The organism is uncultured Streptococcus sp., assembly GCF_963525625.1.
In the GTDB taxonomy this organism is placed as follows: domain Bacteria; phylum Bacillota; class Bacilli; order Lactobacillales; family Streptococcaceae; genus Streptococcus.
In genome coordinates this window covers 24506-46056 of the sequence record NZ_CAURLD010000015.1, presented here as the reverse complement: position 1 = coordinate 46056, position 21551 = coordinate 24506, and the positions used below count along the sequence as shown (strand labels likewise).

Genomic DNA, 21551 nt, shown 5'->3' with positions numbered 1-21551 from the left:
GGAAAATAAAAATGAAACAATCAAAATCAACCCTTAAAAAAATTAAATTGATGATTCCACTGGTTTTGATGACAGCAGTGCTGGGAGCCTGCAGCTCAAACGCCAGCAGTTCTACAACTTCAAGCACTACCCAGGCTGCTAATGCTACAAGCACCAGTCAGACTAAGACCAATACTTCTGATTACTTTGCCTCGGAGGACTCAGACGCTTCTTATGATGAGTCCAAGGCGACGACCATCAACCTGAGTGGCTCTAGCGCTAAGACTTCTGGTGACGGTGCTAGTGTTTCTGGCTCTACTGTGACAATCTCAGAAGCTGGGACCTATGTCGTTTCCGGAACGAGTGAAAATGTGCAGATTATTGTCAAAGCAGGTGATAGCGACAAGGTTCAAATCGTCCTAAATGGCGTAACCATGAGCGGGACAGACGCAGCTATTCTAGTAGAAAATGCGGGTAAAACAAGCCTAACTCTGGCTGACGGCAGCCAAAACACAATCTCAGACTCATCAAATCACAGTAATACGGATGCAGATGCAGCTATCTATAGTAACTCCGACCTGACTCTCAAGGGATCTGGAAGTCTGACAGTTGACGGCAAGTATGAAACAGCGATTAAGTCTGAGCAGACCTTGCGGGTGACAGGTGGTATCTATACACTCAAGGCAGCTAAGAATGGTCTGTCAGCAGCTTCAGCCATCAATATCAAGGACGCTACTATCGATATCACAGCGACAGAAGATGCTATCCACGCGGACAATGATGAAGATACTTCTCTGGGAAATCTCTATATTCAGTCAGGCACTATCACGATTAATGCTGGTGATGATGGTCTACACGCTAGCAATATCGCTTTGATTGATGGTGGAACGGTTACAGTTTCCAAGAGTGTAGAAGCTCTGGAAGGAACCAATGTTACCATTAACGGAGGCAAGCTGGACCTTTATGCGACAGATGATGGTATCAATGCAGCTAGTGATGTAACTGGAGCTGATATCTTTATCAAGATTACTGGTGGCGATATCAAGGTCGAGGTCGGTGAAGGTGATACAGACGCTATCGACTCCAACGGCGATGTCATTATGTCAGGAGGAAACTTGGATATTACTTCTACGGTATCTGCCTTTGACTTTGATGGAACGGCTACCTACACTGGCGGCACCATCACGGTCAATGGTGAAAGCCGAACAGAAATCACGGCAGACGGACCTGGCGCTGGTGGACCTGGTGGCGGCGGTGCCCCAGGCGGCCAAGGAGGTTTTGGTGGACGATAAGAAAATAAGGCAGTTCAAATTGAACTGCCTTATTAATTTATGAAAAAGACGGGGATGCAGCTATGTTTCTGCAAAGTAATCTTTTATAGAAGACTTAAGAGAGACGATAAATTTTCTATAGTGAAATCAGGTTTTTCTTCTAGTCGTTGGGGTTGGTAATAAGCACTAAAACCTTGTTTTAACCAGATAGTTGTCATTCCTAGTGCTTTAGCAGGTATGATATCATTGTCTATTCGATCACCAATCATAACAGCTTGTTGAGCAAGGCAATGAGCTTTCTCTAAAGCTAAAGTGAAAATGGCAGGGGAAGGCTTGGAAAGTCCGAACTCTGCAGAAGAGACAACTAAATCAATCCATTGATATAGTCCCATTTTTTTCAAACGTTCTTTTAGGCCAGGTAGTTGGTTGGCGATGATTCCAATTTTATATCGGTTGTGCAATTCTTTTAAGACCACTTGGGCATCTGGGTATAATTTCTCCAAATTAGAGTTCCAAATGGGGCGTTCTAAGTTAAATTCTTTTATTGTCTCCAAGTCTCCCTTTTTGCCTTCTTTAAACAGTTCAACCATACGAGCATAAAAAATATCGTAGTTAATATTTGTCCCTGTAATTGCTCTCCTAATTCTATCTTGATAGGCTTCTTTTTCATCAATCAAAGTAGAGCCAATGTCAAAAAATAACCATTTATGAGCTGACATTTTACTACCTCCACAATAATTATGATATGTCTTACTCATCTATCTTAATCAACATCTTCTCCGTATCCACCGTCACTTGAGCACCGATGGTGATGGTAAAGAGTGGCTGAGTATGAGCAAAGTCCAAGTCATAGAGGACGGGAATCGTCTTTAGAATTGGATGTTTGTCCAAGATATAAAGGAGCAACTCCTCTGTCATCTGACATTCTTTTGGAAAGCGGCCGATGAGAAGGGCCTGCGGGTTAGGATAGGCCTGAAGGAGGGCAGCTAGATTGCGGTCAAACTCCACATAATCATCTTCTTCGGCCTCTTCAACAAAGAGGACATAGTTTTCATCTGTTGGGGCATAGGGTGTTCCACGCAGAAGTGAGAAGGTGGAGAGATTACCGCCGATAACAGTGGCTTGGGCTTGTCCGTGATGATAGACTTTCCACTCCGTCTTATGGAAGGTCAGTGGCGCATCAGGCAAATACCAAGCATTGTCGCCCCATTTTTCACTAGGAGTCAATTCATAAGAAGTCTGGCTGACGGCCTTGAGCCAGCTCTCAGTCTGATAGTCCTGCAGGGCATCCATCTTAAAGCTAGAGTAAGACGGTCCCATGTAGGTTTTCATACCGGTCTTGCTATAAATAGCGTTGAGCAAGGCTGTTGTGTCTGAGTAGCCGCAGAAAATCTTAGGATTTCTAGCAATCAACTCAAAGTCCAGATAGGGCAGGAGCTCATTACAGTTGAAACCGCCGATAGTGGCCAGAATAGCATCAACGGAGTCATCTGCGAAGGCAGCATGGATGTCTGCCACCCGGCTTTCGATGGAGGCAGAATCTAACATATCATTTTCCAGATAATGCTCCGAAAAAGACACGGTAAATCCTAGCTTTTCCAAGCGCTCCTTGGCGGTTAGATTGGCCTCAAAGCCACCGATGTGTTCGATTGACGCTGAGGGGCTGACGACCCGAATGTGCATACCAGGTGTGAGTTTTTTCATAGGGACCTCCTTATGATAAATTTTTATAGAATATCATAGCACAAAGGCCAAGGCCTGTAAAGCAATCTTAGGGCATTGCGGGAATTTTTATCAAAAAAGGGAGCCGCTGAGGACTCCCTGATTGTATATATTTTTTTCTATGATTTATTCGCTGAGCTTAATGCTGCCACTTTGGGCGCTGGCAGAAAGTGTAGTTGTCGGATTTTCGACTTTACGGATGGCAGAGTCGCCAAGTTCATCGCCTTTGGAGTGCTCTACACTCATACCACTAGGGATGTCAATTTCACCTAGATCCGTTTTCAGATCAAAGGATAACTGCGACAAACTGCCAGAAACCAGATGCAGATTAATATCGCCCAGTTGGTCAGTGATAGAGATTGTACCAGCTAATTCCAACTGTTCAGAATTCAGTGAGCCGCTTGAGATTTTCAGAGTGCTGTCGGAGATTTTGCTCGAGTTTAGGTTGATCTCTCCTAGAGAGTTTGCTATTTCGCCCGATGCGAACTGGCTGTTGCTCAGAGTGATGGTACCCGAAGAAGCAATGATTTTTCCAGAGCTAATCTGACTGTTATTGAAGGCAATCTCTCCCAGAGAGTTCTTAAATTTACCAGATGCAAATTGGCTATCATTCACAGTCAACGAGCCATTGGAGAGAGAGAAGTCAGCATTTTTAGCTGATAGATTGGACAGCGTAACATCTCCTAGTGACGAGCTGCCGCTGAATGTCTCAAGCTTGGTCCCCTTAGGCAGGGAAAGCTGCACAGTACGCTTCCCTTGAGATTCTTGGTCAAATAAGCTGAGTAAGGAGCGGATGCCAGCGCTTATGTGGAAGGAGCCTGCATCTTCTTCCTTGATGTTTAAGTTTCCGTTTTCAGAACTTGTCGTAATTTTTCTAAGCGCGTCTCCATCAATCTTATAGTTGCCGTCGATTTGGTAATAGGTCAAGTGAGCCTTGTCATCAGGAGATTCGCTGATGACGAGGTTTCTAGCCACTAAGTTAATATTTAGGGAAGAAAGATCAGAGAAGCTTTCTTCTTTTTTCGTTACTTTTACCTTGCTTTTGGCAGAATTGACCAAGTCGTTGACACCGCCTGTAGTGGAGCCGATAGTTGTCAGGGCTCCACCAAAGAGACAGGCTAAAATAGCTGCAGATAAAAGAGGTTTTTTCAATTTGATGTTAGCCATGACGTGCTCCTTTCTTTGCGAAAAGTTGAGCTAGTTTGACAAAGCCGGCCTTGCCAAACTGAGCAACAGGAGAAATGCCTGAGTAGAAGATGCCTGACAGTCCCAGAGATAGGATACTGAGACCTAGGGTGAACAGGAGGGCTGGGACAGATGTCGTCAGTCCTAGGGTTAGAGTATCCCAGATCAGGCTGATGCCAAAAATAAAGAAGGCAAAGGCACCCGTAGCCATAAATATAATAACGTTAAAAATTAAGAGGAAGAAAATAATAATCAAAAGTGCTGCTACTATAAAGAGCGGAATAGCCAAGGGTGCTGCCAAAATGGATAGGATAGCAATCTGGACGATGTTCTTAGTGTTTTTTGATGAACTGCTGTCTTGATTATCTTCCTCGACTTTTTTGTCCAAAAGATTCAACATAATCTCATGGGCCGCTTCCTTAGGGCTGCCTAGATCAGCAATAGCGGCTGCCTCGCCCTCTGGGCCTACCTCGTCGAAGTACTCAGTGAAGTAATCCATAGTTTCTTCATAGTCCTTGCGTGGCAGTTTTTTTAGATATTTTTCTAGCTCAGCTAGATACTCGGTTCTTGTCATGACGTATGCTCCCTTCTATGATACCGCTGATGGTCGTAGTATAAGTTTGCCACTCTTCTTTTAGAGTGAGTAGATGTTCATGCCCGTAGGCAGTGAGTGAATAGTATTTTCGTTTTCGTCCTTGGTACTCCTGCGAATAAGTCGTGAGGCAGTCATTTTGCTCCAGCTTCTTCAGAATAGGGTAAAGTGTTGATTCTTTGATATTGGCAATCAGCTTGATTGTCTGGCTGATTTCATAACCGTAGGAATCGTCTTTTTCAAGGATGGCTAAGATGAGAAATTCAATCAAAGCCGATGATGTGGGGAAAGACATAGGACCACCTCCTTGTGTAAAATATTTATATATAATCTTTCTATATATAGTCTACAACCTCTTAGGAAAAAAGTCAAGCAAAATATATAAAATTTTTATATATTTTTTGAAAAAGTCTTTTAATGGCTGTTTATAAGGCACATCAAAGTACCTTTCTTCCTTACAAGAACTTTACATCTTCCTTAGCTTTTGTGTTGAAAACATCTTCCATAAAATGGTAAAATGGTGTAAGTCTAACTAAAAATATAAGAGAGATCAATGAAAAAACATCAAACCCTATATAAATTTTTAGGCCAAACCCTACTATATTTTGTTATCTTTCTGGCCTTGCTTTATTTCTTTAGCTACCTGGGTCAGGGTCAGGGCGGCTTTATCTATAATGAATTTTAATGTGAGAGAGTAGGAAACAATGTCAAATAAAGTGATACATGATATGATTGAAGCGATTGAGCATTTTGCTCAGGTGCAGCCGGATTTTCCGGTTTATGATATTTTAGGTCAAGTTCATACTTATGGCGATTTAAAGAAGGATTCCGATTCGTTGGCGGCTCAGATTGACCGTTTGGGACTTCCTGACAAGTCTCCGGTTGTGGTCTTTGGCGGTCAGGAATACGAAATGCTGGCTACTTTTGTGGCCTTGACCAAGTCTGGTCATGCCTACATTCCTATCGACAGCCACTCAGCCTTGGAGCGCGTGGCAGCGATTGTGGAAGTTGCTGAGCCAAGCTTGATTATTGCCATCAATGATTTTCCACTGGCAGATGTGGCAGCTCCTATTTTCAGTGCGGAGCAAGTTCAGACAGCTTTCAGAGAGGGAGCATCCTATGAGCTTAGCCATCCAGTTCAGGGAGATGATAACTACTATATCATTTTCACATCGGGAACGACTGGCAAACCTAAGGGAGTGCAGATTTCCCACAATAATTTGCTCAGCTTTACGAATTGGATGATTACGGATAAGGAGTTTGCGACTCCGGAGCGTCCTCAAATGTTGGCTCAGCCTCCTTATTCTTTTGATTTGTCGGTCATGTATTGGGCGCCGACTTTAGCCTTGGGAGGGACTCTTTTTGCCCTGCCTTCGGCAGTGACTCAGGATTTCAAGCAGCTGTTTGAGACGATTCTCAGTCTGCCTATTGCTATCTGGACTTCGACGCCTTCCTTCGCGGATATGGCCTTGCTGTCAGATGACTTTAACAGCCAGAAGCTGCCCCAGCTGACGCATTTCTACTTTGACGGCGAGGAGTTGACAGTCAAGACAGCTCAGAAGCTGCGCGATCGATTCCCTCAAGCTCGCATTATCAATGCTTACGGTCCGACTGAGGCAACAGTGGCCCTGTCTGCAGTAGCAGTGACAGATGAGATGCTGCAAAATTGCAAGCGCCTGCCGATTGGCTATACCAAGGCGGACTCTCCGACCTTTGTCATTGACGAAGAAGGGCAGAAGGTACCGAATGGCCAGCAGGGAGAAATCATCGTCTGCGGCCCAGCTGTATCCAAAGGCTATCTGAATAATCCTGAGAAGACAGCGGAGGCCTTCTTTGAATTTGAAGGTCTGCCAGCCTACCATACAGGAGATGTCGGCTCGATGACAGATGAAGGTCTGCTGCTTTACGGCGGCCGGATGGACTTCCAGATCAAGTTTAATGGTTTCCGTATTGAGCTGGAGGATGTGTCTCAGAATCTGAACAAATCGAAATACGTTGAGTCTGCGGTGGCTGTGCCCCGCTACAATAAGGACCACAAGGTCCAAAATCTGCTGGCCTATGTCATTCTCAAAGACGGTGTGGCTGAGCAGTTTGAGCGGGAAATTGATATTACCAAGGCAATCAAGGAAGACTTGCAGGATATCATGATGTCCTATATGATGCCGTCCAAGTTTCTCTATCGAGAGACCCTGCCTCTGACCCCGAATGGCAAGATTGACATTAAGGGGCTTATTAGCGAGGTCAATAAGCGATGATGGATTTCTTGAAACAGCTCCCTCACTTGGAACCCTACGGCAATCCAGTTTACTTTGTCTATATCGTTCTAGCAGTTCTGCCAATCTTTGTTGGACTTTTCTTTAAGAAACGCTTCCCCCTTTATGAAGCCTTGGTCAGCTTGGTCTTTATCGTCCTGATGCTGACAGGCCCTAGTCTGGCGCAGCTTTGTGCTCTGCTGGGCTATGTCATCTGGCAGATAGTTTGGGTTTACTCATACAAGCTCTATCGCCGGTCGCGGGACAGCAAGTGGATCTTTTATCTGCATACCTTGCTGGCGGTTCTGCCGCTTGTGCTTGTTAAGGTAGAGCCCGCAATCAGCGGTCATCAGTCTCTCTTTGGCTTTTTGGGAATTTCCTATCTGACCTTTCGCTCGGTAGGGATGATGATTGAGATGCGCGATGGGGTTCTGACAGAGTTCACGCTCTGGGAGTTCTTGCGTTTCCTGCTCTTCATGCCGACCTTTTCGAGTGGACCCATTGATCGTTTTAAGCGTTTCAATGAAGACTATTTGAACATTCCTGAGCGAGATGAGCTGCTGGATATGCTAGAGCAGTCTGTCAAGTATATCATGCTAGGCTTCCTTTATAAGTTTATCCTGGCCCATATCTTTGGACATCTCTTGCTGGGTCATGTCAAGACCTACGCTCTCTATACCGGCGGTTTCTTTAATCTGGGGACTCTGGGCGTCATGTATGTCTTTGGTCTGGATCTCTTCTTTGACTTTGCCGGTTATTCGATGTTTGCGCTAGCTATTTCCAATCTCATGGGAATCAAGAGCCCTATCAACTTTGATAAGCCTTTTCTCTCACGCGATTTGAAAGAATTTTGGAATCGCTGGCACATGAGTCTGTCCTTTTGGTTCCGTGATTTTGTCTTTATGCGGCTGGTCATGGTCCTGATGCGCAATAAGGTCTTTAAAAACCGCAACACGACCTCTAGTGTGGCCTATCTGATTAACATGCTGATTATGGGCTTCTGGCATGGTGTAACCTGGTACTATATCGCCTACGGTCTCTTCCATGGAGCTGGGCTAGTCGTCAATGATGCCTGGCTGCGCAAGAAGAAAACGCTAAACAAAGAGCGCAAGGCTAAGGGGCTTCCGCCTCTGCCAGACAATAAATGGACTCAAGCTTTGGGGATTGTGGTGACCTTTCACGCGGTTATGTTCTCATTTTTAATCTTTTCTGGATTTTTAAATGAGCTTTGGTTTAAAAAATAAAAATGAATGAGGAAGAAAAATGGATATAAAAGCAGAAGTAATTGAAATTATTGAAGAACTATTTATGGAAGATGTGTCAGATATGATGGACGAGGATTTGTTTGATGCTGGTGTCCTAGACAGCATGGGAACGGTCGAGCTGATTGTTGAGCTGGAAAACCGTTTTGACATCCGCGTGCCAGTGTCAGAGTTTGGCCGCGATGACTGGAACACAGCCAATAAAATCGTTGAAGGCGTAACGGAGCTTCGCAATGCTTAAACGACTCTGGCTGATTCTGGGGCCTGTTTTCTGCGCTATGGCCATGGTTGCCCTGCTCTTTTTCTTCTATCCGCTTGATAAAAAGCATGATATAGAAGCAGAGAAGCGCTCGGCAGTGACCCTGACAGCAGAAAACTTCAAGAGCCGCAGCAAGAAGGTGACAGCCTTGACCGATAAGAAGATGCGCTTTGTTCCCTTCTTTGGTTCTAGCGAATGGCTGCGCTTTGATAGCATGCATCCGGCAGTGCTGGCCGAGAAATACAACCGCTCCTATCGGCCTTATTTTCTAGGCCAGCGCGGGGCAGCATCATTTAATCAGTACTTTGGTATGCAGCAGATGTCCTCTGAGCTGGAGGGGCAAACGGCGGTCTATGTAGTGTCGCCCCAGTGGTTTACCAAGACTGGCTATGATGCTTCGGCCTTTCAGCAGTACTTCAACAGTGATCAGCTGACGGCTTATCTGTCTCAGCAGCAAGGAGATGCGGCGGCGCAATATGCAGCCCAGCGCCTCCTGCAGCTTTATCCAGATGTTGCTATGGCAGAGAGCGTCCAGAAGCTGTCGGAAGGTAAAAAGCTGAGCAGCTTTGAAGAGCGCCATATTGAGATGATGGCTCATCTTAATGAGCGCCAAGATGCTTTTTTTAGCAACTTTGCTGCCCTCAATAATGAAAATTATGACCAGCGAATTTTGCCTTATATGGCTGATTTGCCAGACACCTTCTCCTATCAGGCTTTGGAAGAGATTGCTACAGCAGAGGCCAAGAAGAAGACCAATAACAATCAATTCGGCATAGACAATCAATTTTACAAGACCCGTCTGGCCGGCAAGGTTGCCAAGCTCAGAGGTTTTCAAACCAAGCAATCTTATGAAAAATCTCCTGAGTACAACGACTTGCAGCTGGTTCTGGACCAGTTCGCCAAGTCAAAGACTAATGTCATCTTCATCATTCCACCGGTCAATTCTAAGTGGATGGAGTATACAGGACTCAGTCCTGAAATGTACCAGCGGACGGTTGCCAAGATTCGCTACCAGCTGGAAAGTCAGGGTTTTACCAACATTGCTGATTTTTCTAAGGACGGCGACAAGCCTTACTTCATGCAGGACACTATTCATATGGGCTGGAATGGCTGGCTGGCCTTTGACAAGGCGGTTGATCCTTTTGTAGCCAATCCACAGCCGGCGCCAAACTACCAGATGAATGACCGCTTCTTCAGCAAGGAATGGTCTCAGTATACTGGCAAACCAGAAGAATTCAAATAAGGTTGGGACTTTCCAGCCTTATTTTTATAAAGGAGGAAAGATGAAAATTCGTTTGTCCCAAATAGAAGATATCCCAGCCATTATGGAGATTTATGATGTGGCTCGTCAGTTCATGAAAGACCAAGGCAATCCGACTCAGTGGGATGGAGGCTATCCCAGCGCGAGCTTGATTGAGGATGACATTGCGACTGGCCACTCCTTTGTTGTCGAGGAAGAAGGGCGGCCGGTTGGCACCTTTGCCTTTATCATTGGAGAAGACCCGACCTATCAGCTCATCGAAAAGGGAACCTGGCATTTTGTGGAGCCTTACGGCACCATTCACCGCATCGCTTCAAATGGCCAAGTTAGAGGCCTATCTCATCAGGTCTTTGATTTTTGCTGCCAGCAGATTCCCTACTTGCGAATCGATACCCATGCGGACAATCAGCCTATGCAGGCTGCTGTCCTGAACTACGGCTTTAGGGAGTGCGGCATTATTTATGTGGCTGACGGCAGTCCTCGCCTGGCTTATGATTATCATCAATAAAAAAATCTGCCCTTGAGCAGATTTTTTGCGTTATATCAAAACATACTTTTCTACAGCTTCTGCAACTCCGTGCTCATTGTTGCTTTTGGTGACGGCTTTTGCCTTGGTTTTGACTGCTTCGGGGGCATTGCCCATAGCGACTCCAAGTCCAGCCAGGCGGAGCATAGGAAGGTCATTGAAGTTGTCTCCGATTGTCATAACCTGCTCTAGAGGCACTTGATAGTGCTGGGCAATTTCGTATAAGGCTTGCTCCTTGGAGACATGCTTGGCCGTGACTTCCATGTAGTTGTCCTTAGAGAGATAGAAGGCCGTCTTGGGAAAGTCCAAGGTCTGTAGGTAGTCGTGAAGTTTCTGGATGACAGGCGCTTCATCAATAAGAAGTAGCTTATGGATAGGGATTAGCACATCCAGCACTGGCAGAAGAACATTCTGAATCATCGGTCGCTCACCTGTAATAGCTGCCTCTATCTGCACCCACTTATCCAGACGGTCAGCAATCCAATCCTTACCGGAATAGAGATTGATGGACACGCTAGGAAATTCAGCCTTGACCAGCTCTAGAAAAGTGCGGATTTCTTTCTTGTCCAAAGGGTGCTCGATAATGGTCTCGTAAGCTTGCGGATCACCCTTGATGACCAGAGCGCCATTGTAGCAGGCTAACGGATTATCTCCCAGTCCCAGCTCACGGGCAATCGGCTCCATGCCTAGAGGAGAGCGAGCAGAAGCGAGAACGAAAGGGATTTTTTCTCGGCTTAGCAGAGGAATCATGTCCTTGAGTTTAGGATCTACTTGATGCTGGTCATCCAAAATGGTGCCGTCAATGTCGCTGATAATCAGGCGAATCGGTTGGTTTGTCATAGCTCTTCCTCCTTTGTGTCTAATGGATCGATTTAATAAATTATTTTAACCTTGTCTCCAAGCAGTTTTTGGACTTCAGGGCTGGGCTCTTGGTCCGTAATCCAGTAGTCAAAGTCGCTGACAGGACCCAGGATGTACTTAGATTCTTTCTGCCACTTGTCTTGTTCGGCCAGCAGAATCTTAGTCTTGGCGTGTTTCAAAGCCAGTTTTTTAAGGTGAGCATCAGCCTCGTCTTCAAAGCTGACTAGACCATCAGAGACACTGGCTGCCCCGATAAAGGCAATGTCAAAGGAAATTTGCTCCAGCAGCTCTGCTTCATTGAGCGCGTAGTAGAATCGGTTTTTGGGATAAAATTTCCCGCCTAAGAGGTGAAAGTCCACTTTGTCCTGACTGCTCAGCATGATTGCATTATCCAGAGAATGGGAGTAGATTGTCATAGGCTCCTTGATGCGCTGGGCCAGATGGAGAACGATGGTTGAGACATCAAAGAAAGCAATCTGCCCCGGCTTGAGAAAGTCATGGGCCTTCTGGGCAATAGCCTTTTTTTCTTGATTTAGTTGGTTGATGCGGTCGTTAAAGGAGGGGATTTGCCGGCTAGTGTCTAGCGGGATAATACCTCCGTGGGTGCGCTGCACAAGTCTACGCTCGCTCAAAATCGAAAAATCTCGCCGAATAGTATCTTTAGAAACCTGAAAATGCTCAATCATATCCTTGGCAGACAGCTGTTTTTTCTCAGCCAAGAGCTCTAAGATTTCAGCTAAGCGTTGTTCTTGGTACATACTTGGCCCTCCTTGCTTTTCTAAATAGAGTATAACATAGCAAATAAGTTTTTACAAGTCTTTTTAATGTTTTACAAGTTTTTTTGAAATGCGCAGGAGAAAATCAAAAAACCGAGCAAAACTCGGTTTTTATTATTTATAATAATCGAAATATATTTTTCAATTAAGGTGTTTGGATATTGACAGATCCATCGCTACCGACCTTAACATCAACACCGCCGCCTTGAACATGAACGCCATCTTCATTTACGCTAACACCAGCGTTGTCAGTTTGTACATTAGCACTACCGTCTCCGTTAGTTTCAACAGAAGCATCTCCGCTTTCGTCTCCGCCATTTACATTAACGCTAGCATCTCCGCCGTTTACGTTGACTTTGGCACTGCCGCTTTCTTCAGATGTGCTACTAGAGCTTGTCTTAGCTTTAGATGAAGAAGATACGCTTGAGCTGGAACTTGAGCTTTCTTCAGTCTTCTTATCCGCAGAATTTCCGCAAGCTGCTAAAAAGAAAAGTGCAATTAGTGGTAATAAAAATAAAGAAATTTTAGATAATTTTTTCATCTTACCCCTCCTTCTAGTATAATATTAAACAAATATTTCATTTGAAGCAATGAAAAACCGGATTGATACATAAATAACATACTCTGTTAATAAAAATGTTACAAAATATATGCAAAACAAGTAGACAAAACATAGATTTTATAAGCTTTTTCACGATTTTCCGCTTATTTAGTGCGTAATTGTTTTGTAACAAAATTCTTGTCCATGAGAAGGAGAAAAATAACATTTTTGCAACATTTCTTTTCCTCTGTAAATGGAGAAATCATGCTATAATCAACCTATGTTATCAAGAGATTTTCAGAAACTAATCGAGACAGACACAGTTGCAGCAGCGCGAGCTTTGCTAGGTATGCAGTTGATTCTAAATGGCCAGAAGTTAGGCCGAATTGTCGAAACAGAAGCCTATCTAGGAAGTCAGGACAGTGCCTGTCATTCAGCTAGAGGGCGCCGCTCCCCTAAGAATGAATCCATGTATCTGCCAGCAGGTCACTGGTATGTTTATCAGATTTATGGTTATCAGATGCTGAATCTGGTGACCAAGGCTGAAAATGTGGCCGAAGCCGTACTGATTCGAGCCTTGGAGCTACCGGATGGCCGACTTTTAGCTAATGGTCCTGGCAAGCTAACCAAGTATGCTGGGATTGATAAGCGCTTTGATGGACAGAGTTTAGCGACTTCCAGTCTGCAATTAGCCCATGACCTGACTCCGAATCAGATTGCCAGTCGTTCGCAGATTGGCGTGACCTGCACAGATGCCTGGCGGGAGGAGCCCTTAGGCTTTTATGTGGCTGGCAATCGTCATGTCTCAAAAGTGCCAAAGCGAGGCCTGCTGGATGATGAGGACACTTGGAAGAAGGAGTAAAAGATGAAGAAAACAGAGATTTTTGAGCAAGTCGTAGAAATTATGCGAGAGGATTCCTCAACAAAGAAAGACATCATGGGTGCAAATCCCGAAGAATATCGAGCGCGTATCACAGACCAGATGAGCCAAGAGGACTTTCTCTACCAGATGCATTGTTATATAGCCAGTTTTGGGATTTTGTCCCATGTTTGGTTTGGGCTGAAGGAAACGCAACCGCCCGGCTTTAAACTGAGATATTACCAAGACTGCCTCTACGTCCTGCAGGCAAATAGTGATACGGGGCTGAAATGTGGCGACCAGATTCTAGCCTTGGATAGAAAACTTTTGCATCAGGTGTATCAAGAACACAAGGCTTATTTTGTCAGTTCCACACCAGAGCGACAGCACAAGGAGTGGGCTTACTTTGTAGAGCATGCCGGAGAAGTTACGGTGGTACGCAATGGCAAGGAAGAGCAACTGCATGTTCAGCCGACTGCCCACCCAAAGAAGCCACCGCAGTTTGAATGGCGCAGCCTTTCTGAGGACATCGTCTATCTTAAGTTAGAAGATTTTACGGATGAGGCAGCCATCACTCAGCTTTATTCTGACAGTCAAGCAGCTATTGAGCAGGCCAAGTATTTAATCATTGATGTTCGAGTCAATTATGGCGGGACGGACTCGCTTTATTATCCACTTTTCAAATATACTCTCCCTCAGGGGAAGGCTTTCAGTGACTTAGATTTGCCGAGCGATGATGGGATGGAGATTCTCTACACTGATAGAAATGTTGATTTGCGTCAGCAACTGATGCAAAATATCCTAGAAGATCCAAACTTGTCAGCAGAAACTCACCAGATTCTCAAAGAATTTCTAAAAGAGTTGGAAGAGAATCGGGGAAAAGGTTATGTCCTTTATGGCGATGAGGATAGCAATCAAAACTTTCTGCCAGACGTCCTAGGCCTAGCTCGACCTGAAAAAGTCTTTGTACTAGCAGATGTTACCTGTGGGTCTTCAGGTGATAATTTTGTTGATACTATGAAAAAGATGCCCAAAGTTACGGTCCTAGGGCGTCCGACTATGGGAATTTTAGATTATTCCAATTGCTGCGTGAAGGATTTTGGTGACTATGAGCTCCTGTTTCCCACTTCACGTGACACTAGAATTGATCAAGGAAAGGGCATGAATGACAGGGGAGTTGAACCGGATATCTTGATTCCTTGGACACCAGAGCACTTAGAGCGGGATGTGGACCTGGAAGAGTGCCTCAACTATTGCAAAAACGCTTAGGATTTCTAAGCGTTTTTTCGTCTTTACTATATCTTGTCAAACTTCTCAATGTAAAAGAGTGTTAGTGTCACGATGGCAGCCAAGCCAATGAGAATGAGGATGGCTGGAGTCCAGGAATGGAATAAATCAAAGCTGTATCCAAAGAGGCTAGGTCCAAAGGCGGCCAGAATATAACCACCAGTCTGGGCTAAGCCAGATAGCTGAGCGGTTTGCTCAGGAGTACTGGTTTTCAGCGAGAAAGTAACCATGAGGTAGGGGAAGAGGGCGCTGACGGACATACCGATTAGCAGATTGAGGATGAGCCAGTAGACAAAGGAATCTGTCTTGACCAGCAGCATACCCAGACCAACCATACCGGTTGCAGAAAAGAGAGCAATCATCCCCAAGCGTTTTTTAGCGGATAGACGCGTTGTCAGACTAGGTATCGTCATGGCCAAAGGAAGGCTGATAAAGGAAAAGATAGAGGCCAAGAATCCAGTAGCATCATTGGAAAGTCCTGCCAACTGACCAAGAGTCGGCAGCCAAGTGATAGCCGTATAAAAGAGTAAAGACTGCAGGCCACCGAAAACAATCAGAGCCCATACTCTAGGATTTTTTAGCAGGGAGCCCATTTGATGCTCGCGGCTTTTGCTAGTCAGTTGGTGATTATGCCGGCTGTTGGGAAGCCAAATCAAGCAAGCCAGTAAGCAGATGAGGGTCAGGACGAGAATCAGTCCTTTCCAGCCAGCTAAGCGGACAATAGGCGCAGCCAAGGGAGACATGACTGAGATGGCCAGTCCCATAGAAGTGATATAAAGCGTGGTTAGAAATCCAATTTTTTCTGGCTGATTGGCCTGAATGACATTAGGCAGGAGCACATTTAAGACAGCGATGGCAGCCCCTAGCATGATTGTACCTGCATAGAGTAGAGGCAGGTTAAAGATACGAATAAAAGAGCCCAGGGTCAGCACAATCATGGCTATGGTAAAGAGCTTTTCCAGACCGACCTTTTGAGCTAGGCGTGGGGAAAAGGCTGAGCAGAGGGCAAACATGATCAAGGGCAGGCTAGTCAGCAGTCCCAGTGAGTTGACGGGAACTTGCAGCCCCTTAGCAATATCGCCCAGAACAACGGGCAGCACTGCAAAAGGTGCCCGTAGGACAACCCCCACCATCAAAATACCTGGAAGTAAAAATTTCGAATGTTGCTTTTTCATAAAGTTAAGTTTCCTCCTATATAAATATCAAAATAAAATCAGTCCATCAAATCCAGAAAATACTGGCTGATAACTGTTTCTGGCAATGTTTTCTTTTGCTGGAGCCACCAGCTGACCGTCTCCACAAAGGTAGAAGTCACGTAATTTCTCAGAAAGGGCTCTGGCAGCTGAGATTTTTTTCGCAGGAGCTGTTCCTGAATCATCGGAAAGAGATAGTTTTCCAGCTCAATCTTTAAGCGGTTGGTGAAATAGATATTTTTCGAAAGCAGCAAGGTCGCAATCTTGTCCTGATTCTTTTGAAAATGCTTGAAAATATGGGCAGTTGCTTCAAAGAGATCCTTGCCGTCGTCGCGTTCAAGAAAGGTATGCTGAAAGAGGTCTTGGCAAACCTCCTCTAGCAAGGCTTCCTTGGTATCGAAATGGGCATAAAAAGTCGACCGGCCAACGTCTGCCAGGTCGATGATTTCTTGCACTGTAATGCTTTCATAGCTTTTTTGATGCAGCAGGCTGATAAAAGCTTGGTAAATAGCTGCGCGTGATTTCTTGACTCGTCTGTCCATAGCGTTTCGGAACAAAAGAGCAGGATTGTTCAGTAACGGACAAAGCCCCTCAATTGCTTCTTGTTTCCTTTCTGAGAATAAGGGATAATAAAGATGAAAAACTGAACAAGGTGTTCCGTTTTGATTACATTATACTATAAATTTAGCCAAACTGAAAGGAGGCTGCCGTGAAATCTAGTAAAAATATGACCATTGCTTTTCTATTAAACTTTTCCTTTGCTATTCTTGAGTTTATCTTTGGCTTCATGTTCAATTCCAGCGCTGTATTAGCCGACGCTGTGCACGACACAGGAGACGCGATGGCCATCGGACTTTCCACCCTTTTTGAAAAAATTTCTAATAAAAAAGAAGACAAGAAATATACTCTGGGCTACAAGCGCTACAGCCTTTTGGGAGCCCTGCTGACCTCGGTCATCTTGCTAGTCGGCTCGACCTTGGTGATTATCGAAAATGTACCCAAGGTCTTTGCGCCTGAAAAGGTCAATTATGACGGCATGCTGGTGCTGGGTATTTTCGCCATTATAGTCAATCTAGCAGCCAGCAAGGTAGTCGGCCATGGTCATGGACACAGTCATAATGAGTCCATTCTCAGTCTCCATTTCTTAGAGGACATTCTGGGTTGGGTAGCTGTTATCCTAGTCTCCATCGTTCTGCGCTTTACTGACTGGTATTTTCTTGACCCACTGCTCTCCCTGCTTATTGCGGGCTTCATCCTCAGCAAGGCCCTGCCTAAGTTCTGGGAAAATATCAAGATTTTTCTGGATCATATCCCTAGCGATATTGATTTGAGCCAGCTTTATCAGGAAATTCTGGCGGTTGAAAACGTTCAGACTATTACCCAGCTCAATGTCTGGACCACAGACGGTTTGGAAAAATTTGCCATGATTCATATCTGTCTTGAAAATCCAGATCTTTTGGTTGAGACTCAAACTACTCTGCGTCAAGAACTGCAAGCCTATGGCATCACCAAAATCACTATCCAGACGGATAGCAGCTTGGAAGAGCATGAAGAGTGGTGCCTGGGTGGAGAGGGAATGGAATAAAACTTATACTAAAGTAGTTTTTAAAATAGAAAACAACAGCGTATAAAATATAATAAGCAATGAAAAAGCTAATATCAAAATAAACTTTATATTCAAAATTATTATACTAAAGCAGCTTTTAAGAGCTGCTTTTATTGTACAAAAACATAATTAATATAATCAATAAATTATAATATTGACAAATATGTTGGCTCATACTATACTTAAATTTGGGGAAATCTGCCTTTCCCTATAAAATAAAATAGGAGGTAAAATGAGGAAAAAACTGTTTAGTATCTTGTTTTTCTTAGCAATGATATTTGGAACTGGCCGAATCGCTTTCGCTAATGAACAGATTAGTGCGGAACTAAGTGGCGATGGTCAAAATCAATTGTCAGTCAAGGCAAGAAATTCAAGCAATTCAGAGATAAACGATGTTAACTATCAGTTAAATTTGCCGCAAGGTTATAAAGTTGATGGGCCTTTACCTACATCGGAAATCCTGCAGCCTGGTCAAACTCAAGAGTTTAAGGTAAAAATTAAGCAGGAGCAAGTGGCAGTTTTGCCTAAGACAGGGGAAAAAATAATCACTTTCTCAGTTATTGGTTTTATCGTGCTTCTTCTTGGTCTCATCTTATTGAGATATAGCTACTCAAGAAGATTGTTATTAACTTTCTTAGTGATTTCAGGCAGTGCTTTCGGTGCAGCACTCGTATCAGCTGACACTTTGGTCGCTTCTCTTGTTGAGTTTAGTCAGAGCGTTCGGCTCTTTGATAAAGATGTACCAGTTCGACTGACTGTTTATTATCGCTCGGTTGAAAATCCTCTTCTTGGAGAGAAATCTAGCCTGACTAATCAAACTTCTGTCAATCCTGCTACTGAGGCATACGTAGGTTCATCTACTATGCCAAGTCAGACGGATACGCAAGGAATATCAGGGAACGGTAGCACGTCACCAGTTGATATTGGGACGCCAGCCTATCCAAGTTCGTCTTCAGATAGTAGTGCAAGTACAGGGCTCAATTCAGATTCACCAGTGACACCGGTAGATACCATTACTGTGACGTCACCGTCTGATACTGGGTCTTCGCTTGGTAGTCAATCATCACCAGGGACAGCTATTCCATCTCCATCTTCAGATGGAAGTGGTTCAAGTCCGACAGTTTCAAGTGCAGATTCACCAGGGACATCTGTAGATTCAGGAACCGTTCCGACAGCGTCTGACAATGGGGCAGTAGTCACCGATCCATCATCAAGTATGGATACTCTGACTCCATCTTTGGATAGTGGAGCTTCAGGTGTGGTTCCAAGTCCAACTGTTCCGGATTCAGATCCACCAGTGACATCTGTAGATTCAGGAACTGTTCCGACAGCATCTAACAATGGGGCAGTAGTCACCAATCCGTCACCAAGTGTGGATACTCTGACTCCATCTTTGGATAGCGGTGCTTCAGGTTTAGTTCCAAGTCCAACTGTTCCGGATTCAGATTCACCAGTAACATCTGTAGATTCAGGAACCGTTCCGACAGTGTCTGATACTGGATCTTCTGTTGGCACCCAACCATCAACACCAGTGAATCCTAATCAATCAAGGAATCCTGACACTTCATCCTCGGAGAAAAATAGCCAAGGGGATGAATTAGGAAATAGTTCTGATAGCCCAAAACAAGGGTCAGCAGAAGAAGTTCTACTTTCAGGTCACGCTTTTTCAAATCTAACAGGCAGAGGTATAGAATTTGGAACCGTTACTCTGAAAGAGAATGGTAAAGAAATTCAAACGATTGAAACGGATAGTGATGGTTATTTCTATGTTCACCTGACTAGAGGAAAAACCTATACCCTTCATGGGAAGGATTTTGAAGCTAGTATTACTGCAAATGGAAATAATGATTTCCAAGTTCACAATATTCTTGGTCAATTCTCTCCGGGACGTAATAACTCAGATGCTATGGGCAAGGTTGTTCTCAATCCATCAGTTGTTCAACTAGATGTTGTTGATTATCAGGTTGATGAAAAGGCTGGTCAGGTCATCTTGCCTGAGGAGAAAAAACTAAAATCAGGGGATGTTATTGTTCTGCCGGCAAGCGGAAATTATCCTACAGGTTTTGCTTTTAAAGTGGTTTCTTCAAAAATCGCTGACGGGAAAACCGTTCTGACTGTCACAAAGGCTACTTTAGAAGAGGTAGCCAAAGAGATTAATGTACAGACAGAGTTTGATCTTGATGGAGGAACCTTTACTCCTGCTGAAGGAACGAGTGTAGAAGAAGATGAAGGAGATGACCTCGGTAATAGAGCCTCGGTCTCTGCTTCTGCAGCTGCTAGAAAGACATGGAAGAAGAAAATCAAAGGTGTTGATGTTGGCTTGAAAGTTACCGGAAAGGTCGAGGCTAAGCTTGACTGGGCTCCAGGACGTTCTCCGCATGTCTTTGTAAAACCGTCTCTTAACTTTAAGTTGACGACTGATTTCAAGAAAGAAGCCAGTTTTGAAGACAAGGTAAAACTAGTGACGGTCAATTTTTCATCTTATTACGGTGTTGTAGTTAGCGTAGACATCTATGTGTTCCTCAATGCTGAAGGAAAGTTTAATATTAGTACAGAAAGCAATTTTGATGTAGCAGCTGAATTAGGTGTCAAAAATCAGAAAGCTTACTTTGATCAAAATGTTCAATTAAGCAATAAGTTAGACTTAAACATTTATGGTCAAATAAAAGAGGGGCCTATGGCAGTCTTTAAACCAGGATTCCTTAATCTATCTGTAGCATCCTTTGATGTTGCGGTTGGCCTCGGGTTAGAAGGTGAACTGAATGCTCAGGTCACTCAGAAAAATCTTGATTCGCCTAAATTAGAAAAAGCCAGTGGTCGTGCTGTTCTCTTTGCGGACTTAACCCTAGGTTATGAAGTGGGCTTCTCTGGTCTGAAGTTGGAAGGAAAATTCTTAGACAGTGAGCGTTTCTTTGAGCGTCTGATGGCTAAGGGAGAGTACAAACCAAACAGTGGTAAAAGAAAGCTCAAAGACGTCAAGCCATTAGATGAATCTGATGAAACTAGTTCTGATGATGACACATCTGATAGTTCCGATGATAGTGAGAATCATTTCAGCAATACTTTTTCTTTAAGGAATTTGCAGTCCACACGTAAAATTACCAATATAAAAATAGGTGAGTTGCCATATGATGTAAAGAATTATCGAGCATTTAAATTTGAATTGATGCCAGGACCTGATGGAGATGGTGAGCTACTAAGAGAAGGTCATTACCATTATTTTGGTGTTTCAGATGGCACACCTATCTATTATACATTGTATGATTTGGATAAAAACGGATTCCCAGAATTGGTTTATCTAGTTAATGGTGAAATAGAAGAAATTTTATATGCATACGGACAAACTTCAGATGCTCCGCCTTATGTAGGTTTAAAACCAGTACATTTGCCTAAGGGTTACAGCTATAATTATAATTATAATTATAAGTATAAGTATAAGTATAAGATATTAGAAGATGGGACGATAATAACAACAAAAGAAGAGGACTCTTCTCGAGGAGAATCTCCAATAGATTATGAAATTATCAAAGTAGATCCCGTAACTAAAGTACCTGAAACTGTAGCGACGTTTTCTCGTAATAAAAGATCCCAAAAGCTTTACCGCTATAGAGGTGATATAAAAAACGATAAGCAGATAACGACAATCAGCCAAGCCGAAAAAATATATCTAACTGCCCCAGAAGTTGATTGGGAAAGCCTAACTTGGCAGCCATTTGTTAGACGTTATGATTGGGCTGCTGAAGAAGGAATTAGTTTTCTAGAAACTGAATAAGTTTATTAATTTGCAAGGTATCCATTATCTTAATATAAACTTTAGACCAGCCATGAAATTATCTCAGTCTTTTGGTGTATAAGCAGAAGATACTATTTCAAAGGTATCAAGGGCTCAAGTTGTAATCTTATAAGTTTGTAGCATATTAAAAAAACTCCAGGAAATATTATTTTCTGGAGTTTTTTCTTCTATAATTTAACAATGTAGTTTTGTCTGAAAATTCTAGCCTTTTTGATTTTGTAGTTTTTCTATAAAAAATAGACAAGCTGAGTACATTGTGCATTTTTAGATAGGTTTTACATCTAATAAAATGCAAATGCATTGACAATGCTTTTTCTTTAGCATAT

The 21551-nt window shown here is 43.7% G+C and carries 21 protein-coding genes; 11 read left to right on the top strand and 10 right to left on the bottom strand.

Annotated elements, in window-relative coordinates; translation table 11 throughout:
- Nucleotides 1–11: 11 nt before the first annotated feature.
- Nucleotides 12–1271, top strand: coding sequence for a carbohydrate-binding domain-containing protein (locus RYK49_RS08710; protein ID WP_004184934.1), 1260 nt, complete (start codon nt 12–14; stop codon nt 1269–1271).
- An 83-nt stretch (nt 1272–1354) separates the two neighbouring features.
- On the opposite strand, the gene RYK49_RS08705 is transcribed toward RYK49_RS08710, so the two are convergent.
- From RYK49_RS08705 to RYK49_RS08685, 5 genes are all read right to left on the bottom strand, one after another.
- On the bottom strand, nt 1355–2008 hold the full coding sequence (locus RYK49_RS08705; RefSeq protein WP_002922869.1) for an HAD family hydrolase: 654 nt from the start codon (nt 2006–2008) through the stop codon (nt 1355–1357).
- Nucleotides 2001–2954 (bottom strand): S66 peptidase family protein, encoded by a 954-nt coding sequence (locus RYK49_RS08700; RefSeq protein WP_111676853.1) that lies wholly within the window; start codon nt 2952–2954, stop codon nt 2001–2003. The genes RYK49_RS08705 and RYK49_RS08700 overlap by 8 nt, the downstream gene beginning before the upstream one ends.
- A 144-nt stretch (nt 2955–3098) precedes the next feature.
- Nucleotides 3099–4139, bottom strand: coding sequence for a DUF4097 family beta strand repeat-containing protein (locus tag RYK49_RS08695; protein ID WP_111676851.1), 1041 nt, complete (start codon nt 4137–4139; stop codon nt 3099–3101).
- Nucleotides 4132–4731 carry a DUF1700 domain-containing protein gene (locus RYK49_RS08690; protein WP_111676849.1) on the bottom strand — a complete coding sequence of 200 codons (600 nt, stop codon included), beginning with the start codon at nt 4729–4731 and terminating at the stop codon, nt 4132–4134. Before RYK49_RS08690 ends, RYK49_RS08695 begins: the two co-directional genes overlap by 8 nt.
- Nucleotides 4706–5044, bottom strand: a complete 339-nt coding sequence (locus RYK49_RS08685; RefSeq protein ID WP_002913906.1) for a PadR family transcriptional regulator — start codon at nt 5042–5044, stop codon at nt 4706–4708. The genes RYK49_RS08690 and RYK49_RS08685 overlap by 26 nt, the downstream gene beginning before the upstream one ends.
- Nucleotides 5045–5302: 258 nt before the next feature.
- Between RYK49_RS08685 and RYK49_RS08680 the strand changes: the two genes are divergently transcribed.
- From RYK49_RS08680 to RYK49_RS08655, 6 genes are read left to right on the top strand one after another with little or no spacing between them, the layout of a single operon-like run.
- The gene (locus RYK49_RS08680) at nt 5303–5434 is read left to right on the top strand and encodes a teichoic acid D-Ala incorporation-associated protein DltX (protein ID WP_002894209.1); all 132 of its coding nucleotides are present in this window, start codon (nt 5303–5305) and stop codon (nt 5432–5434) included.
- A 19-nt stretch (nt 5435–5453) separates the two neighbouring features.
- Complete coding sequence (gene dltA, locus RYK49_RS08675; protein ID WP_009659554.1) at nt 5454–7004, top strand: D-alanine--poly(phosphoribitol) ligase subunit DltA; 1551 nt, start codon at nt 5454–5456, stop codon at nt 7002–7004.
- Nucleotides 7001–8245, top strand: coding sequence for a D-alanyl-lipoteichoic acid biosynthesis protein DltB (dltB, locus tag RYK49_RS08670; RefSeq protein ID WP_002899375.1), 1245 nt, complete (start codon nt 7001–7003; stop codon nt 8243–8245). The genes dltA and dltB overlap by 4 nt, the downstream gene beginning before the upstream one ends.
- Nucleotides 8246–8264: 19 nt before the next feature.
- Nucleotides 8265–8504 (top strand): D-alanine--poly(phosphoribitol) ligase subunit DltC, encoded by a 240-nt coding sequence (gene dltC / locus RYK49_RS08665; RefSeq protein WP_002894204.1) that lies wholly within the window; start codon nt 8265–8267, stop codon nt 8502–8504.
- On the top strand, nt 8497–9765 hold the full coding sequence (gene dltD, locus RYK49_RS08660; RefSeq protein WP_111676847.1) for a D-alanyl-lipoteichoic acid biosynthesis protein DltD: 1269 nt from the start codon (nt 8497–8499) through the stop codon (nt 9763–9765). The genes dltC and dltD overlap by 8 nt, the downstream gene beginning before the upstream one ends.
- A gap of 40 nt (nt 9766–9805) precedes the next feature.
- Nucleotides 9806–10291, top strand: coding sequence for an N-acetyltransferase (locus RYK49_RS08655; protein WP_111676845.1), 486 nt, complete (start codon nt 9806–9808; stop codon nt 10289–10291).
- A gap of 30 nt (nt 10292–10321) precedes the next feature.
- On the opposite strand, the gene RYK49_RS08650 is transcribed toward RYK49_RS08655, so the two are convergent.
- The 3 genes from RYK49_RS08650 to RYK49_RS08640 all read right to left on the bottom strand — a co-directional run bounded on the left by RYK49_RS08650 (nt 10322) and on the right by RYK49_RS08640 (nt 12487).
- Complete coding sequence (locus tag RYK49_RS08650; RefSeq protein ID WP_111676842.1) at nt 10322–11149, bottom strand: Cof-type HAD-IIB family hydrolase; 828 nt, start codon at nt 11147–11149, stop codon at nt 10322–10324.
- A 32-nt stretch (nt 11150–11181) separates the two neighbouring features.
- Nucleotides 11182–11928, bottom strand: a complete 747-nt coding sequence (locus tag RYK49_RS08645; RefSeq protein WP_111676841.1) for a DeoR/GlpR family DNA-binding transcription regulator — start codon at nt 11926–11928, stop codon at nt 11182–11184.
- A gap of 163 nt (nt 11929–12091) precedes the next feature.
- Entirely contained in the window at nt 12092–12487 is a 396-nt protein-coding gene (locus tag RYK49_RS08640) for a hypothetical protein (RefSeq protein WP_002917987.1), read from the bottom strand.
- Between the two features lie 280 nt (nt 12488–12767).
- On the opposite strand from RYK49_RS08640, the gene RYK49_RS08635 reads away from it, so the two are divergent.
- Entirely contained in the window at nt 12768–13349 is a 582-nt protein-coding gene (locus RYK49_RS08635; RefSeq protein WP_172454774.1) for a DNA-3-methyladenine glycosylase, read from the top strand.
- A gap of 3 nt (nt 13350–13352) precedes the next feature.
- The gene (locus RYK49_RS08630) at nt 13353–14615 is read left to right on the top strand and encodes a S41 family peptidase (RefSeq protein ID WP_111676837.1); all 1263 of its coding nucleotides are present in this window, start codon (nt 13353–13355) and stop codon (nt 14613–14615) included.
- A gap of 26 nt (nt 14616–14641) precedes the next feature.
- On the opposite strand, the gene RYK49_RS08625 is transcribed toward RYK49_RS08630, so the two are convergent.
- A complete protein-coding gene (locus tag RYK49_RS08625) occupies nt 14642–15808 on the bottom strand; it encodes an MFS transporter (protein WP_049547762.1) in 1167 nt (388 codons plus the stop codon).
- A 38-nt stretch (nt 15809–15846) separates the two neighbouring features.
- Nucleotides 15847–16368: a TetR/AcrR family transcriptional regulator gene (locus RYK49_RS08620; protein WP_002894195.1), complete on the bottom strand. Its 522-nt coding sequence runs from the start codon at nt 16366–16368 to the stop codon at nt 15847–15849.
- Nucleotides 16369–16535: 167 nt separating this feature from the next.
- On the opposite strand from RYK49_RS08620, the gene RYK49_RS08615 reads away from it, so the two are divergent.
- Nucleotides 16536–17411, top strand: a complete 876-nt coding sequence (locus tag RYK49_RS08615; protein WP_268688833.1) for a cation diffusion facilitator family transporter — start codon at nt 16536–16538, stop codon at nt 17409–17411.
- Nucleotides 17412–17664: 253 nt separating this feature from the next.
- Entirely contained in the window at nt 17665–21204 is a 3540-nt protein-coding gene (locus RYK49_RS08610; RefSeq protein WP_111676833.1) for an LPXTG cell wall anchor domain-containing protein, read from the top strand.
- Nucleotides 21205–21551 lie beyond the last annotated feature (347 nt).

Bases quoted from the DNA above. Each gene is read 5' to 3' on its own strand.
- RYK49_RS08710 (WP_004184934.1), top strand. From the start codon at position 12: ATGAAACAATCAAAATCAACCCTTAAAAAAATTAAATTGATGATTCCA.
- RYK49_RS08705 (WP_002922869.1), bottom strand. From the start codon at position 2,008: ATGAGTAAGACATATCATAATTATTGTGGAGGTAGTAAAATGTCAGCT.
- RYK49_RS08700 (WP_111676853.1), bottom strand. From the start codon at position 2,954: ATGAAAAAACTCACACCTGGTATGCACATTCGGGTCGTCAGCCCCTCA.
- RYK49_RS08695 (WP_111676851.1), bottom strand. From the start codon at position 4,139: ATGGCTAACATCAAATTGAAAAAACCTCTTTTATCTGCAGCTATTTTA.
- RYK49_RS08690 (WP_111676849.1), bottom strand. From the start codon at position 4,731: ATGACAAGAACCGAGTATCTAGCTGAGCTAGAAAAATATCTAAAAAAA.
- RYK49_RS08685 (WP_002913906.1), bottom strand. From the start codon at position 5,044: ATGTCTTTCCCCACATCATCGGCTTTGATTGAATTTCTCATCTTAGCC.
- RYK49_RS08680 (WP_002894209.1), top strand. From the start codon at position 5,303: ATGAAAAAACATCAAACCCTATATAAATTTTTAGGCCAAACCCTACTA.
- dltA (WP_009659554.1), top strand. From the start codon at position 5,454: ATGTCAAATAAAGTGATACATGATATGATTGAAGCGATTGAGCATTTT.
- dltB (WP_002899375.1), top strand. From the start codon at position 7,001: ATGATGGATTTCTTGAAACAGCTCCCTCACTTGGAACCCTACGGCAAT.
- dltC (WP_002894204.1), top strand. From the start codon at position 8,265: ATGGATATAAAAGCAGAAGTAATTGAAATTATTGAAGAACTATTTATG.
- dltD (WP_111676847.1), top strand. From the start codon at position 8,497: ATGCTTAAACGACTCTGGCTGATTCTGGGGCCTGTTTTCTGCGCTATG.
- RYK49_RS08655 (WP_111676845.1), top strand. From the start codon at position 9,806: ATGAAAATTCGTTTGTCCCAAATAGAAGATATCCCAGCCATTATGGAG.
- RYK49_RS08650 (WP_111676842.1), bottom strand. From the start codon at position 11,149: ATGACAAACCAACCGATTCGCCTGATTATCAGCGACATTGACGGCACC.
- RYK49_RS08645 (WP_111676841.1), bottom strand. From the start codon at position 11,928: ATGTACCAAGAACAACGCTTAGCTGAAATCTTAGAGCTCTTGGCTGAG.
- RYK49_RS08640 (WP_002917987.1), bottom strand. From the start codon at position 12,487: ATGAAAAAATTATCTAAAATTTCTTTATTTTTATTACCACTAATTGCA.
- RYK49_RS08635 (WP_172454774.1), top strand. From the start codon at position 12,768: ATGTTATCAAGAGATTTTCAGAAACTAATCGAGACAGACACAGTTGCA.
- RYK49_RS08630 (WP_111676837.1), top strand. From the start codon at position 13,353: ATGAAGAAAACAGAGATTTTTGAGCAAGTCGTAGAAATTATGCGAGAG.
- RYK49_RS08625 (WP_049547762.1), bottom strand. From the start codon at position 15,808: ATGAAAAAGCAACATTCGAAATTTTTACTTCCAGGTATTTTGATGGTG.
- RYK49_RS08620 (WP_002894195.1), bottom strand. From the start codon at position 16,368: ATGGACAGACGAGTCAAGAAATCACGCGCAGCTATTTACCAAGCTTTT.
- RYK49_RS08610 (WP_111676833.1), top strand. From the start codon at position 17,665: ATGAGGAAAAAACTGTTTAGTATCTTGTTTTTCTTAGCAATGATATTT.